17 protein-coding genes are annotated in these 14,706 nt (G+C 46.8%); 8 read left to right on the forward strand and 9 right to left on the reverse strand.

What is annotated here, in order from left to right; genetic code table 11:
* From QT992_RS04165 to QT992_RS04175, 3 genes are all read right to left on the reverse strand, one after another.
* Positions 1-1,970: DUF4347 domain-containing protein (locus QT992_RS04165; protein WP_333376627.1), on the reverse strand; the 1,970-nt coding region annotated here is incomplete at its 3' end.
* Positions 1,971-2,172: 202 nt separating this feature from the next.
* Positions 2,173-2,754: a response regulator transcription factor gene (locus tag QT992_RS04170; RefSeq protein ID WP_333335902.1), complete on the reverse strand. Its 582-nt coding sequence runs from the start codon at positions 2,752-2,754 to the stop codon at positions 2,173-2,175.
* A gap of 155 nt (positions 2,755-2,909) precedes the next feature.
* On the reverse strand, positions 2,910-3,110 hold the full coding sequence (locus QT992_RS04175) for a hypothetical protein (protein ID WP_333335899.1): 201 nt from the start codon (positions 3,108-3,110) through the stop codon (positions 2,910-2,912).
* A gap of 216 nt (positions 3,111-3,326) precedes the next feature.
* On the opposite strand from QT992_RS04175, the gene QT992_RS04180 reads away from it, so the two are divergent.
* Entirely contained in the window at positions 3,327-4,595 is a 1,269-nt protein-coding gene (locus QT992_RS04180) for a sodium:proton antiporter (protein WP_333317992.1), read from the forward strand.
* Positions 4,596-4,688: 93 nt separating this feature from the next.
* Here QT992_RS04180 and QT992_RS04185 read toward each other — a convergent pair whose 3' ends face one another.
* The 5 genes from QT992_RS04185 to QT992_RS04205 all read right to left on the reverse strand — a co-directional run bounded on the left by QT992_RS04185 (position 4,689) and on the right by QT992_RS04205 (position 7,363).
* Positions 4,689-5,324, reverse strand: a complete 636-nt coding sequence (locus tag QT992_RS04185; protein ID WP_333317995.1) for a class I SAM-dependent methyltransferase — start codon at positions 5,322-5,324, stop codon at positions 4,689-4,691.
* Between the two features lie 6 nt (positions 5,325-5,330).
* Positions 5,331-5,816 carry a cupin domain-containing protein gene (locus tag QT992_RS04190; protein ID WP_333335895.1) on the reverse strand — a complete coding sequence of 162 codons (486 nt, stop codon included), beginning with the start codon at positions 5,814-5,816 and terminating at the stop codon, positions 5,331-5,333.
* A gap of 152 nt (positions 5,817-5,968) precedes the next feature.
* Positions 5,969-6,346, reverse strand: coding sequence for a HEPN domain-containing protein (locus QT992_RS04195; protein ID WP_333318000.1), 378 nt, complete (start codon positions 6,344-6,346; stop codon positions 5,969-5,971).
* A 2-nt stretch (positions 6,347-6,348) separates the two neighbouring features.
* Positions 6,349-6,837, reverse strand: coding sequence for a hypothetical protein (locus tag QT992_RS04200; RefSeq protein ID WP_333318002.1), 489 nt, complete (start codon positions 6,835-6,837; stop codon positions 6,349-6,351).
* Between the two features lie 46 nt (positions 6,838-6,883).
* Positions 6,884-7,363, reverse strand: a complete 480-nt coding sequence (locus QT992_RS04205; RefSeq protein ID WP_333318004.1) for a hypothetical protein — start codon at positions 7,361-7,363, stop codon at positions 6,884-6,886.
* Positions 7,364-7,511: 148 nt separating this feature from the next.
* Here QT992_RS04205 and QT992_RS04210 point away from each other — a divergent pair, with 148 nt between their 5' ends.
* The 3 genes from QT992_RS04210 to QT992_RS04220 all read left to right on the forward strand — a co-directional run bounded on the left by QT992_RS04210 (position 7,512) and on the right by QT992_RS04220 (position 11,739).
* Complete coding sequence (locus tag QT992_RS04210) at positions 7,512-8,966, forward strand: folate/biopterin family MFS transporter (RefSeq protein ID WP_333318006.1); 1,455 nt, start codon at positions 7,512-7,514, stop codon at positions 8,964-8,966.
* 129 nt (positions 8,967-9,095) lie between these two features.
* Positions 9,096-10,610, forward strand: a complete 1,515-nt coding sequence (locus QT992_RS04215) for a carotenoid oxygenase family protein (RefSeq protein ID WP_333318008.1) — start codon at positions 9,096-9,098, stop codon at positions 10,608-10,610.
* Between the two features lie 229 nt (positions 10,611-10,839).
* On the forward strand, positions 10,840-11,739 hold the full coding sequence (locus tag QT992_RS04220) for a DUF4436 family protein (RefSeq protein WP_333318010.1): 900 nt from the start codon (positions 10,840-10,842) through the stop codon (positions 11,737-11,739).
* Positions 11,740-11,841: 102 nt separating this feature from the next.
* Here the strand turns inward: QT992_RS04220 and QT992_RS04225 are convergent, their stop codons facing one another.
* Positions 11,842-12,651 (reverse strand): SGNH/GDSL hydrolase family protein, encoded by an 810-nt coding sequence (locus QT992_RS04225; protein WP_333318012.1) that lies wholly within the window; start codon positions 12,649-12,651, stop codon positions 11,842-11,844.
* 430 nt (positions 12,652-13,081) lie between these two features.
* Here QT992_RS04225 and QT992_RS04230 point away from each other — a divergent pair, with 430 nt between their 5' ends.
* From QT992_RS04230 to rpsR, 4 genes are all read left to right on the forward strand, one after another.
* Complete coding sequence (locus QT992_RS04230; protein ID WP_333318014.1) at positions 13,082-13,324, forward strand: DUF7219 family protein; 243 nt, start codon at positions 13,082-13,084, stop codon at positions 13,322-13,324.
* 106 nt (positions 13,325-13,430) lie between these two features.
* Positions 13,431-13,964 (forward strand): RDD family protein, encoded by a 534-nt coding sequence (locus QT992_RS04235; protein WP_333318016.1) that lies wholly within the window; start codon positions 13,431-13,433, stop codon positions 13,962-13,964.
* A gap of 38 nt (positions 13,965-14,002) precedes the next feature.
* Positions 14,003-14,191, forward strand: coding sequence for a 50S ribosomal protein L33 (rpmG, locus tag QT992_RS04240; RefSeq protein ID WP_006631376.1), 189 nt, complete (start codon positions 14,003-14,005; stop codon positions 14,189-14,191).
* Positions 14,192-14,486: 295 nt separating this feature from the next.
* On the forward strand, positions 14,487-14,702 hold the full coding sequence (gene rpsR / locus QT992_RS04245) for a 30S ribosomal protein S18 (protein WP_006631377.1): 216 nt from the start codon (positions 14,487-14,489) through the stop codon (positions 14,700-14,702).
* Positions 14,703-14,706 lie beyond the last annotated feature (4 nt).

The following is a 14,706-nucleotide window of genomic DNA, read 5'->3' on the forward strand; positions in this document are numbered from 1 at the left end:
GCTAAAACTCCCTCACCAACAGCCACGTTCAGGACTTGACCGTGAAGGGTTTTGTAATTGTCAATTACTGCAAACGGTGGATTATTTGTGACATTAATATTTGCTAAAATTGCTGGTGAAGTAGCAGCCCCATCGCTGACAGTGTAAGTAAAGCTGTCGAGTCCAACAAATCCTGGATTGGGAGTATAAGTAAACGAACCATCCTTATTCAATCCGAGAGTGCCATTGTTGGGATTTGTGACTAGAGTTGCCGTCCGCAAATCACCGTCAGAGTCGATGTCGTTGGCTAAAACTCCCTCACCAACAGCCACGTTCAGGACTTGACCGTGAAGGGTTTTGTAATTGTCAATTACTGCAAACGGGAGATTATTATTTGTAACGTTAATCGTAACTGTTGCTGGTTGGACAGATGAATCTGTGCCGTCGCTAACGTTATAGGTGAAGGTATCAGTGCCTACAAAGCCAGCTTTCGGAGTATAAGTGAAGTCGCCGGTGAGATTTAACTTGACTGTACCGTTGCTCGCGGTTGTAACTACCACGGCACTACGCGCGTCGCCGCTGTTGGCGTCGGTGTCGTTGCTTAAGACTCCCGCTCCAGAGACGCTGAGAACTTTGTCGTGCACGACGCTGTAGCTGCCGTCATCGACGGCCACCGGGAAATTATTAACCGAGATGGTGCCGAGAGTAAAAGCGGCACTTGCTTGATCCGTGGCGTCCCCGAAAAATAGGAAGTTTGGCTGGCTGTAGGGATTGTAGGGTAAACGCGGCTGGCTGGTTGCTGGATTAAATGCCGTGTAGTTCTGCAGCGGCTGATTTGTCAGGTTTGGTATTGCTGTAGGGCCGGCAAACAGCGTGTAAGTGGTGTCTTGGACTACCAGTTTGTAGTCGGTAGGAGTGCTGATATTAACAGGTGCATTTACTCCGCGAGTAAACAGCGGAGGAACTGATGTTGCTGTACCGCCGTTTTGAGCAAAAATGCCTCCGTTGGCACCGAGGTTGCGGTTGGTGAAACCCAGTTCAATGCCATTTTGAGCGTCACTGCTAATGGCGATGATGCTGAAACCTGCCCGATTGTCGCTATTACTGTTTTCCGCCGTAACTGCAACTCGAAAAGAAACGCTGTAACCGTTAGTAAGGTTGAGGGCCGGGAAAGTTGCGTTGACTGGAGTAAATGTTCCTGGCGTCGCTGGCGGACTTGGAGGAGTGTATTTGTAGTTGGTGTAGCCTGCATAGCCTGTAGTGTTATTGGCCGCCGTCACGCTAGCAGTATTAATGCCCGTGTTTGGCGAGAACGCACCTGTAGCTTGGATACCACCACCGTATGGGAGAAAAGCAGATATGGGAAGAGGTACTTGTCCGTAAGCTAATTGAGTAGTGCCCGATGCCCCGATACCGGCGGGCGATCCGGCTGGAAAGTTACTGCTGCCGTCGTAGAGGGTTAGGTTGAACACAAATTCATAAGCGGCCATTGTGGCGGGGTCGATCGCCAGCCCAGAGGACACCGCCCCAGTTGTATAATCTAATTCCCAATCTCCGCCCATAGCGGAACTGCCGATCGGCGATCGAGAAGCCGCAATTTTTGCCTTGGTTAGCTGACTCAGTTGCTGCACAAAGTTAGCGCCCTTCTCCCCCGCCGCTACATCACACCCATAAAGCAAAATCTCTCCACTGTCTGCCAGCGATCGCGACCAACGCTGCAATTGTTTAGCATAAGTTTTTAAATTTGTCAAGTTTAGATCGATCGCGCCTAGCAGTAAACTCGCGGGGCGGCCGTGGGAGATGATATGAATGCTTTTGATATTGCTGCGATTCGCTAGTGCCTCAGTAATTTGTTCTACTCCATCCCGCGCCGCATCGAGGGTAATAACTTCTGTCCCCGCTGCGATGCCGTTGTGGAGAGTTTGGCTGTCGGGAAGGGCAGAGTCGATAAAGGCGATCGAACTAAAAACTGAACTGATAAAATTTGGCATAATACACCTTTGGTTAGATGACGGTAGGAAAATTAAGGCGTATCTAGCTTAGCAAGTTCAAATATTAAATGTCATGAGTAAAATTAACAATCAAGACGAATACTAATTTTCCGTGAACCTGCAACAGAAGCATCTTGATAGGGGCGGGTTTAGCCAATAATTCCTTTAAAAAACCGACAATTCCGGTACAATACCCGCCCTATCAAGGTTCGATCGCCAAAAGTTCTTCTGCTACCAATCCTTTCTGAATAGCGAGTACAGCAGCTTGAGTGCGATCGCGCACTTCTAACTTTTGCAAAATAGCGTGAACGTGAACCCGCACAGTCCCCGGAGCAATGTACAATATTTGTGCAATTTCCTGATTGCTTTTCCCCCCCGCAACTAAAGCCAAGATTTCCTGTTCTCGCTTCGTCAGCGGATTTTCCAAAACTCCCCATTTTGACCCAACTTTCACAGGTTCAGGATTAGCAAAAACCGCCCGAATTTCCGCAGTTGCCGCCTTATCCCACCACGAAGCACGCCCTGCTATCGATCGAATTGCCCAAACCCAAGTTTCCGCCGCAATTTCCTCAACGCAATATCCCTGAGTACCGCCGGAAATCAACCTTTCAACTAACGATTTTTGGGCGTGAGATGTTAAAATTAAAACAGCAATTCCTGGATGCCGCTGTTTAATTTGGCGGCACGCTTCAATACCGCCAATTCCCGGCAAACCGTCATTTAATTGCTTTGGGAGAACTCGCCATGCCAGAAGTCGGACACAATGTTGAAGACGACGCAGCAACTTTAAAAGGTCAATCTTGCAACATTCACTAACGAGTTTTAGTGTGCATCTCGACTTATCCGAATTCCGTGCCACTGCTGTGGCGGGGCCCGAGGATTGCTAGCTATATGAATGCCCAATTTTAGGCTGTGTTTGTCAACGATCCAGACCGATTTTTAACCAAAGCAGAAAGCTTGCACGTTGAAAGTTGTGAGAAACTCTGTCAATAATTTAACAGGCAATTTTTGCGGGTAAACGGCACTAATATAGCCAAAGCAATTTCGGAGGTAGCTAAACATTATCGCCTTCCTCAAATTGCGATCGGCTAAAGCCAGCAATCGCGCTGGAGATTGTTGCTGGGCGGTTCTTTGACTCAACAGTTAGTGCGATCGCTCAAACACGTAGATATGCACATCATCGCTACCGAAAAAAGTCAGTAGTCATTAGTCATTAGTCAGTAGTCATTAGTCAGTAGTCAGCAGTTGTGAGTTGTGACTTGTTAGTCATTTAGCATAAAAACTGCAACTTTCGGAGGATAGCTGAATCTAGCGGGCGGTGGATGCGCTCGAAGCTTTTACCTGTCAAAATCGCACTTGGTAAACCTGATTAAAAGTGCGATCGCTATGGTGGATGATTACATTCTCAACTTGCTAGTTATTGGCATCCTCCTGCTTACCGTTACCTTGGGTTCCGGCTGGATTTCGCGATTGCCGGTGTCTTATGCCTTAATTTATCTCATTGTCGGTATCGGATTGGGGCCCTACGGCATCAAGCTGATTGACTTGCGTCCCGAAGCTGAATTTTTAGAAAGACTTACAGAATTTGTAGTTATTGTATCTCTGTTCAGTTGCGGCTTAAAAATGAATCGCCCGCTGCAACTTTGGGCCTGGAATTCCACAGCGCGGCTGATCGGTTTTTTAATGCCAATTTCGATTTTTGCTGTTGCTGCGATCGGTCATTGGTTTGTGAAATTAGATTGGGGCCCGGCGATTTTACTGGGAGCAATTCTCGCTCCCACAGATCCAGTTTTAGCCTCAGAAGTTCAGTTAGCGGATATAGACGATCGCGATGAATTGCGCTTTGGTTTAACATCCGAAGGCGGTTTGAACGATGCTTTAGCTTTTCCCTTTGTTTATTTCGGCATTTATGCGCTAAAAGATAACAACTGGTCGAAGTGGTTTTCGCAGTGGGTAGCAGTTGACTTGATTTGGGCGATCGCCGCAGGTATCGTTATGGGAATTTTAGTAGCTAAAGCCGTCACCTGGATCGATCGGCAACTCCAACGCTATCGACCGGCCGATCAATTAATGGAAGATTTCATTGCTCTGAGCACAATTCTGATCGCATATTCCCTCACAGAAGTAGTCAACGGCTACGGATTTCTCGCAGTTTTTGTAGCAGGAATTGTGGTGCAGGGGAGTTACCGCAACCCAGAAAAGCCGCTTTCCCAACTGCACTTTACCGAGCGCATTGAAAAGTTAATGGAAGTAGCAACTATTTTACTATTAGGTTCGCTTTTGCGCCTAGAGCCTATGTTGGCCTATGGAGGATACTCCCTCTTAGTAGCTGGATTGTTAATTTTTTTAATCCGGCCTGTGGGAGCTTGGGTTAGTACGATCGGCAGTCCTTTACATCCCGCCCACCGCTGGCTTTACGGTTGGTTCGGCATTCGTGGTGTCGGTTCTATCTATTATCTTACCTATGCTTTGGGTAAAGGTTTGAAGGGCGAGACCGCCGAAAAAATTGCCTGGATTACCTTTACAACCATCGTACTTTCTGTGATTCTGCACGGCATTACTTCCACCCCGCTAATGAACTGGTACGAGCGCCGAATCAAACCTAAAGTCCCGGATTTAATTTAATTCAGTCACGCACCTCATACAGATTGTATGGGATATTTGTAGGGACACGGCACGGCCGTGTCCTTACCTAATCTAGGAATTTCATCAAATACTCTAAACAGGTTTCACCCCAACTAATAAAGCAAGTTCCCGCCACTTCCAATAACAGTCTGCATCGGTAAAACCAATTTCTCTAAACCAGCGCAATTGCGTTTCCACATCCAGCAATTTATTAGACGGATCGTCGGGCGAATCGCTAATACCCAGCGCCTCTCGAAATTTCTCGTGTAAAGCGGGAGTTGCGGACGCTACGTGCTCCAAATTGCAAAAAATGCCTCCAGGTTCCAAAAGCTCGAAAATCTCGGTGTAAAGCGAACGTTTGCGATCGTCTGCTACATGATGAATCGCAAAACTAGAAACAACCGCATCAAACTTGCCCAAATCCGGTAAGGATTCATCAAAATTGTGCTCGATTACCGTGACATTCTGGTCATCAGCAAAGCGAATTCTGGCTTTTTCCAGCATTGTCGGCGAAAAGTCGATCGCCACACATTCCACATTTGGTCGATCGCACTTAAGCAGACCCAGCAACCGCCCGTCTCCCGTGCCCACATCCAGAATTCGTTTAACATTTTTCGGCACTTCCTCCAACAAAACCGCTTCACCTTCAGTGCGGTGAGGAATTCCATCAGCTTTAGCAAGATACCACAAAGCGTGTTCCGCCGAAGTCCAAAGATTCACTTGACTCATAAATTTTCAACTCTCATAAACCTCGCCATTTTTGCGAGTAAAAATCCAACTATTCCCGTTAGCTTTCGCAATTAAATCATCATCTGGGTAATTAGCTGAATCACCAGCAGTGCGTGAAGCGAAGCTATCCCGAAGGGAATCGCCAATTTCCAGATAAACAACATCTGCATTCGAGCGGTTGACTAAATGATGTCCATCTGCATCCCCCGCCGGAAAACCCGCCGCCATACCCGGTTTCAGCACTTGCTCTCCCGAATTTGTAATCAGAGTAACTTCCCCTTCCAGAACATAGATTAACTCATCTTGACGGGTATGCCAGTGCCTGAGAGCAGAACAACTTCCCGGTGCAATTCTCACCAAATTTACCCCAAAATTCTGCAATCCGGCAGCATCGCCCAAGCGTTTTTTAACTCTCCCGGCAACAGCAGATTGGAATTGCTGAGGGTACTTGGAACCCGTAATTTTCGGCACATTTTTAGGATCGATAATCATATAACAGTCCTAAATAGAATAGGGAAATCTTGCCCACATTACCTATCAACTTTAGATTGTAGACCAAGTAGGCAAATCCAAATTTTACACCCGGTGAAATCAAAAAAATAATTATCAAAACAGTGATTCGATCAGGCTTAAAACTTGACAGTTTATAAGTTGCTTAACTGAGAGATCACCCGCTGCGATCGCTTGACAGCTATTTTGCTAATCTTGAACAGTTCGGGTACATTATTGTTATAATCTGCTTCGTTTCGATCCCTCCTCAACTTTTCCAAGTTCCTCCCTATATTTTTACGATCGGCGTCCGAACTCTGTTTGAACTGCTGCACAACATACTTGTGAGCATCTGCCGTTTTCGGAATAGAATGCCCTTCTGTTTCCTGCAAGTAATTTCTAGCACTGATAAAAGCTGCATAATATGCCCGACTGATAGCCGATCGCATTTTGGCTTCTTGATTGGCAGGAGGAGTCGGTTGACCGAGAAATTCTTTTGCTAGATTCAGGTACTGCGACCAGTCAAAAGTCATTATTAGCGCACGCCACAACTAAAAACTCTCCGCACCTCATACGGCAGAGGTAAATACCAATCCTCAGATAATTTTTCTTCTTTGTCAAGTGCCTCGTCTATGATTTCATCGGCGTCACCATCAATAATAATATCCAGAAATAGCTGCGCGGAGTCAATAAATTCCGAGTCTGCCTCAACTTCAAGGCACAACTTTTTACCGGGGAAGTAATTGGAAATTTTGTCTGGTGCTTCCAGCAATATGGGAATCAAAAACTGATATTTTTCTAGGAACTGCAATATTTCTGTTTCTCCCCGGAAGCTGTACAATTTTTCCAAAGATTTAATATCAGCCAAAGAAACTGGATTTAGCTGGGTTAAGCTGTCGTGCAGCAGCATCTCGGCTAGGCTGTTGGCATCAACTCGACGGCGTTTTGCTTCTGCCAAAAGCCTTTCGCTGTCTTCAGGAGACAGTTGGATTGTTAGGGTTTGAGAATTGCTCGCGGTTTGCATATAAGTTGTATAATCTAAGCTTTGTTTTTCCTGTTTCCATTCTGCCTTATTCTAACGGTTTCAAAGTCGTAGGATTTTCCCGAATCGGTTTAATAAAACGGCTGTTCGCCCGCACAAAACAATTACCCTTATCCGTGGAAACAGGCAGCCAACCCTTGCCTTGATTGTCAGAAATCATAATTTGATTAGCATTATTTCCCGTCACCGCTTCCAAGCGCTGTCCGCGCCGAAACGCAGTCACGACAGGCCACTGCGAAACATTGTGTTTATTTCTTTCAAACAACTCAGCAGGCGCATCCAAACCGTCTACAGAAATTGAGCGAAATCTCTGAGCCATCCGGCAATTCAACCCTTTAGAATCAGAGTCAACAACCAACCAATTTACCTGCCTGTTGCCCCGCTGTCTCGCAGGCGGCACCGGATAATCACCTTGCTTGTTAGCAACAGGTATTGCTAAGGCTAAATTACTCCCCATTCCTAAAATCCAAGCCACTGCCAGAAAGACAATTCTAATTTCTGCTTTCATTGCTACCACAAATCCTTTAATTCGAGCTCATCACAATTTTATAGTGGCTGCCACCTCCCCGTCACTTTCGCATCCCACCTCCGACAGTTCCCGCAAACCATTAAGAATGTGTTATAAATATTGAGATTCATTAAGAAATATTGCTCAAATGCTCGTTTCCCCCTCCGGCGTCAGCAAACTCAAAGAATCTTTAAAAGAAAAAGTATTCTTTGGGAATGAGCCAACCCCCGAACTCATAGCCATCTTACTGATTTACTTCGTCCAAGGCATTCTCGGACTCGCCCGCTTAGCCGTCAGCTTCTTTCTCAAAGACGAACTAGGTATGAGTCCGGCAGAAGTCTCGGCAATGTTGGGCGTCGTCGCCCTGCCTTGGATTATCAAACCCGTGTTCGGCTTTATGTCTGACGGGTTGCCGATATTCGGCTACCGCAGACGCCCTTACATCGTTCTTTCCGGGCTGCTGGGAACGTCAGCATGGGTGAGCCTCGCAACAATTGTACACACACCGCTGGCAGCTACAGGCGCGATCGCCCTGAGTTCCCTATCCCTAGCCGTCAGCGACGTAATCGCCGACTCCCTGGTAGTCGAAAGGGCCAGAAAAGAATCCGTTACCGACGCCGGTTCCCTGCAATCCTTGTCTTGGGGCGCTGCAGCCCTAGGCGGACTAATTACCGCCTACCTCAGCGGTTCCCTGCTGCAACACTTCAGCACCCACACTATCTTTTTAATCACCGCATCTTTCCCGCTAATTGTATCAGCCACAGCTTGGTTAATTGCCGAAGAAAAAACCAGCAAAAGAACCGACTTTGAAACAGTCAAAGACCAATTCAAACAACTACGGCAAGCTGTTACCCAAAAAACAATTTGGCTGCCCACAGCCTTTCTCTTCCTCTGGCAAGCCACCCCAAGCTCAGACTCCGCCTTCTTCTTTTTCACCACTAATGAATTAGGCTTTCAACCAGAGTTTCTCGGCCGAGTGCGCCTCGTTACCAGCATTGCCTCCCTCGCCGGCATTTGGCTGTTTCAACGCTTCCTCAAAACAGTTCCATTTCGAGTAATTTTTGGCTGGTCAACCGTCATAGCGACAGCTTTGGGCATGACTACTTTATTATTAGTAACTCATGCCAACCGAGCTTTAGGAATTGACGATCAATGGTTCAGCATAGGAGACAGCCTAATCCTGACAGTAATCGGACAAATTGCTTATATGCCGGTGCTCGTACTCTCCGCCAGATTGTGTCCCCCAGGCGTCGAAGCAACTTTATTTGCCGTGTTGATGTCAGTTACCAACTTAGCAGGACTTATTTCCCACGAAGGCGGCGCACTTTTGACCCACTTGCTAGGAATTACCGATCGCAATTTCGATAACCTCTGGCTGCTAATAGTCATCACAAACCTGTCCACACTTCTGCCCCTACCCTTCTTAAATTGGCTGCCCGCCGAGAGTACAGAAAGCAGCGATCCAAACTCTCAAAAGTCTCTCCCGGTATTAGAACCAGAACCGGGCAGTTCCAAACCAGGCGGACAGCATTTCATGCCCGAATACTTTCCCGACTTAGTACCCACAGTAAGGTCACAAAGGCGCACTGCAGATAGCAAATAAAGGCAAGCACACACGGATTTTGACACGGATACACGGATGAATTTAACTGTGTTTCCCCATTCTCCGAATTTCCTTCTCTCTGCGCCCTCTGTGCTCTCTGCGGTTAAAAAATTCGCTCCCGTAACACCAATGCAAGACTTACAACTTTCCGCATCTCCAAGCGCAGCTCAAAACGTATCATACGATCGCACAGACTGGCAGCGCGGCTACGAATCCCAACCCAACGAATCCGACTACTGGATTGACAACATAGAAGGCGAAATCCCCGCCGGCTTGCAAGGCACATTCTTTCGCAACGGGCCCGGATTATTAGATGTCAACGGCCAGCGCATCCACCACCCGTTTGACGGCGACGGGATGATTTGTGCGATCGCAATATCCCAAGGCCGCGCCCATTTCCGCAACCGATTCGTCCGCACAGAAGGCTATCTCGCCGAACAAAAAGCCGGAAAAATCCTCCACCGAGGCGTTTTCGGCACACAGAAACCGGGGGGCCCGCTAGCCAACATCTTTGATGTCAAAATCAAAAACATTGCCAACACCAACATCATTTATTGGGGCGACAAACTGCTAGCACTTTGGGAAGCAGCACAGCCCTACAGACTCGACCCCCGCACCCTAGAAACACTCGGCTTAGACACCCTAGACGGCATCTTGGAACCCGGTGAAGCCTTCGCCGCCCACCCCAGAATTGAAAAAGGGAAAAATGGCAAAGGAGACAGATTAGTAAACTTTTCTGTCAAGCCCGGTTTGTCGAGTACCATCACGATTTACGAATTCGACGAAAGCGGCAAACTTTTGCAGCGTCACGCCCATGCAATACCGGGTTTTGCCTTCCTGCACGACATGGTAATTACCCCGAATTACTGCATATTCTTCCAAAATCCCGTCAGCTTCAATCCGCTGCTTTTCGTGTTAGGATTTCGGAGTGCATCCCAGTGCATTCAATTTTCGCCAAACAAGCCAACGCAAGCAATTTTAATTCCTCGCAACGGCACTGACGAGGTGAAGATATTAGAAACCGAACCTTGTTTTGTCTTCCACCACTGCAACGCATGGGAAGAAGGAGACGAAGTTTTTGTAGATTCAGTTTGCTACGAATCATTTCCCACTGTAGAAGCAGACGGCGATTTTCGCGAGGTTGATTTTGAGAGCATTCCAGCGGGGGAATTGTGGCGGTTTAAGTTAAATTTGCAAGACAAAACCGTACAGCATCAAGTTGTTGAAACTCGGTGCTGCGAGTTTCCCACTTTGCATCCCAATAATGTCGGACAACCTTACCGATATCTTTACATCGGTGCTGCTGATGCTCCCACGGGAAATGCTCCTTTGCAAGCTATCCTCAAAATGGATTTCGTGACTGGTGAAAGGCAAATTTGGAGTGCGGCGCCGCGCGGTTTTGCGGGGGAACCGGTGTTTGTTCCCCGTGGTTCAGGCGTCTCGCCTGAAGGTGTAACGGCTGAGGATGACGGCTGGCTGCTGGTTTTAATGTATGATGCAGCTAATCATCGATCGACCTTAGTAATTTTAGATGCTCGCGACATCACCAAAGGCCCTGTAGCGCGCTTGCATTTAAAACAGCACATTCCCTACGGCTTGCATGGCAGTTTCACACCAAATGTACTGCTTCCTATCGGTTCCTAGTTGCGCGTTGATTCGCCTGGTTCTTGCGCCGCTCGCCACAGCCCGCCGGGGGTTTAAACCCCCGGCTCACAGCGAAAGTCCTCTAAAAGAGGACTAAAACCAACATTTATTATCGATCGAGTTTCTTTAGTCGGTTTTAACCGACTGTCTTCTATGAGCCAGGGGTTTAAACCCCTGGCGGACTGCGGGAAATACTAACAACAATTTAACACATAAAAATACCTAGTAAATGCAAACTGTCAACAAAATTCCTCTCCAAAAACTACTTATTTTCATTTTTAGTATATTGGTAATCTTTGCAATTATCTTATCTATTTACTCTCACAATGCTAACGCCCAAGAGCCTTACAATTTATCTCCCGAAGGCGCTGTAGCGTCCAAAGGCTTGGTTGAGGTTAAAATGACATTAATTGCCGTTGACCCCATTAAAAACGAATTAGAAGCCCGCTTGCAGTTTGAACTCAAAGGTATCTATAAAAAAGGGCCAACTTACCCGGCTCAAGACTTGTTAATGACAGTTAACGGCGCAAATGTACCGGATTCGGAAATTACCTTTAAAGAAGGCAAACCGATGATTGTCCCTGCATTGAAGTTTAACTTAGTCAAAGGAAAAATTAACAATTACCCGTTTGACAAGCACATTGCTAAAGTAGCTATTTCCATCGACCCGCTGCCTTCGATTGGGAAAAAGTTTGCTCCATTTGAACTGAATCCCGTGCCGCTGGAATTTAATTTCCATGCCGATGTTCCCGGTTTCGACATCAGTTATAAGCCGATGGAAGAGAATTCATCTATATTTATTTATATCGATGTTTATGCAACTCGATCGCTGCCGGTGAAATTCTTTGCGTTAGTGATTATTGTCATCATGTGGGTGCTGTCAATTATGGCCTTGTTGCTAGCATTAAAAGTGATGAAATCGGGCAAAGTGCCGGAAGTGGGAATGCTGAGTTGGACTGCCGTGATGCTGTTTGCTTTTCCCGCTATTCGCAACGCTCAACCGGGGGTGCCTCCGGTGGGAACTGCCAGCGATTTCCTTTCGTTTTTTTGGACGGAAATTATTGTTGTTGTGGCGTTGGTGATTATTGGTGGTTGTTGGTTGAAGCGGTATCATCCGCCAATTGAATGATTTTAGATTGGAATAAGTTACCCCCGATCTAAATCAGGGGGGTTGTAGCTTCGATACTTTCAATTAACAGCCAACCGTCAACAGTCAACTACATTCAAATATTCACTTTTTGACTTCTAAATTCTCAATATCATTTGCGGGTACTCCCAAACCTCGCAAAATAGTAAAAGCCATAATTTGATACCCCGACGGATTCGGGTGAACTCCATCAGCAGCCAACAAATTCACAGTCTTGCCCGCGTGCTTTTGATACGTGCCGATAACTTCCCGAAAAGGCGCATTCAAATCAATAAACAAGCACTGATTCTCTAACGCAATTTCTCGCATCGCGGCAATATACTCTGGCAACCGGCGATTTTCTGGGCCGTCGAGATTTTCCCCTATCGGAGTAGGAGAAAGCAGTACAACTCGAATTCCTGCGGCTTTTGCCGCCAGCACCATTTGAGTTATTTTCTCCCGATATTCTGCCAGTGGCACTCCCGTGGGCGAGTTGCCTTGCGGATAAAACTGATTTTTTTGGAAGTCGACGAAAGCGTGCCAAACGTCGTTGACTCCGACATTAATCATCACTAAACCTGGCTTTTGGTCGATCGCATCTTTCTGGAAGCGCGCTTGCATATCAGTTGACTTGTTACCGCCGATCCCCGCGTTGACGATTTCGATTTTGCGATCGGGATAAAGGGCATTGAGATAGCGTTGCAGCAGCCAAACGTAACCTCCGGGGTATTTCCCGGCCTCGGTGATGCTGTCGCCCACTATCACAATTTTGCGCTTGCCGGCGAGCAGGTTCTGGATTTCTGGTGGCGGCGTTGCTTGGGATACGGATTCTTTAAACACGGGAATTAAGGAGTGAGGCATGTTGAAGGCGATGATAATACCAGCAATTACGGCGATGGGAAGTCTGATTAACACTTGCCGCTTCGGGAGTTTGGGACGGGGCGATTCCCTTCGGGATAGCTTCGCTTCACGCGCATTTGGATACATTACGCAGATTCCTACTAAAACTCTAACTATTTATGTCTGCCATAATATTATCCATTTCAGGGGTTTTTGTCACTTATTTCAATAACTCAGTCCTGGACTAACAAAAACCTGGTTTAGACGCCAAATCCGAAGTTATAAGCCTTAAGGCAGAAACCTGGTTGTTGACCCCGCCTGCGTAATTTGTATATGTGAAATTACTGAGGTTTTTGTCACCCTCATCTGTCGGTGTAATTGCCATCACAAAAAAGTTCGCCAAATGTCACATGATTTCTGCTAATTGCAACACAACTTTAGCAGGTGATCGTGGTTTATAATATTGATTAGTTCAGGAAACAAGTTTTCAGGCGAGGTTAAAGCAATGGTAGCCAATTCAAATTTTTTATATCCTCAAACTCGCTATTACGGTGAAGTAAAGCCAGAGAATTTAGTATTTAATGCGAATTTACAAGAGTTTTCTCAGCGCGTGGGTTACATCAGTTCCTTAACATCTAACGGTAAAATCTCTGTGGAACAGGCATTTACTCAGATCCAAACACTCTGGGAAGAGGTGGAAAACTCGAAAAAGCAGTTGGGAATTGGCGAAAATCCATTTTCTGCTTGAATAATTAGCGGTTGGCTTAGAAGTTGAGTTACGCGCCATTGATGCCGATCGATTAATCGAGAGCTTAATATGAAAAAGTAGCTAGTAGCGATCGACCTTTTTGCCTATGAGTTCCGATTTAGTGCCCCTTCTTCCCAAAGTATCAGTCGGCCGCCGCGCAGCGGCCTTCTGCATTGACGGAATCGCAGTTTGGCTGCCCAGTTTGCTTCTGGGCACTAATGCGATCGCCCAAACCATATTTTTTGTTTTGCTGTGGCTGATCCTGCGCGTAGCCATCGTCAGGAAAAACCAAGGTCAAAGTATCGGGCGCTGGGCTTTGGACATGAAAGTTGCCGATACCAGATTCCTACGGACTCCGGGAGTGCAAGAATTGTGCAAGCGCGAGGCATTGCTGGGCTTTTGCGCCGCCTTAGCCTTCGCAGGTATAGCTGGGCTCACCTCTACCAACGCCGCCGTCTTGCTGCTGATGCTGCCCCTGGCGATCGACTGTAGCGTTGCCCTCAACTCCGGCGAAAGGTTTCCCCAAGCTTTCCACGATCGCATCGGGGGGACGATGGTCGTCGGAACCCGCCGCGGCTACTCCCTCGACATCAAAGTTAGAAGATTGCTTGACCAAGTGCAGAGCAATGTGAGAAGATAATAAATTGTGTTTAAATTAGTCGAAATTTATTTAGAATTATGGCTAAAGGCGTCCGCATCATAATTACTCTAGAGTGTACTGAGTGCCGTACAAACGTAAGCAAACGCTCAAAAGGCGTGTCTCGGTACACCACCACCAAGAACCGTCGCAACACGACGGCGCGGCTGGAACTCAAAAAGTTCTGCCCCCATTGCAACAGCCACACTGCCCACAAAGAGATCAAGTAGTGATTAGTCATTAGTCCTTAGTCATCAGTCATCAGTTGTTGGCACTTGATATTGAACCCGCCCAAAAACGGGTAAAATCCCCCGACAATCCTGATAGGAGATAGCAAAATTTTAGACGAAGGTTCAATCTCCCAGATTCATTTGTGGAGTAAATCTAAAATCTAAAATCTAAAATCGACTGATCCGCGAAAAGCAGATAACTAACAAATGCTTTCCTGACGGCTAGCAACTAACGGCTAATAACTAAAAACTAACAGTCAACAGTCAACAAACAACAGTCAACAAACAACAAACCATGACTTACTTTCGCCGGCGCGTTTCGCCCATCAAACCAGGAGACCCGATCGACTACAAAGATGTCGATTTGCTCAAAAAATACGTCACAGAACGCGGTAAAATTTTGCCCCGCCGGATTACCGGTTTGACGGCAAAACAGCAGCGAGACCTGACCAGAAGCATCAAAAGAGCAAGAATTGTAGCTTTGATGCCCTTCGTAAACCAAGAAGGTTAACAGG

This window comes from Microcoleus sp. T3_D1 (genome assembly GCF_036700405.1).
Classification (GTDB): domain Bacteria; phylum Cyanobacteriota; class Cyanobacteriia; order Cyanobacteriales; family Microcoleaceae; genus Microcoleus.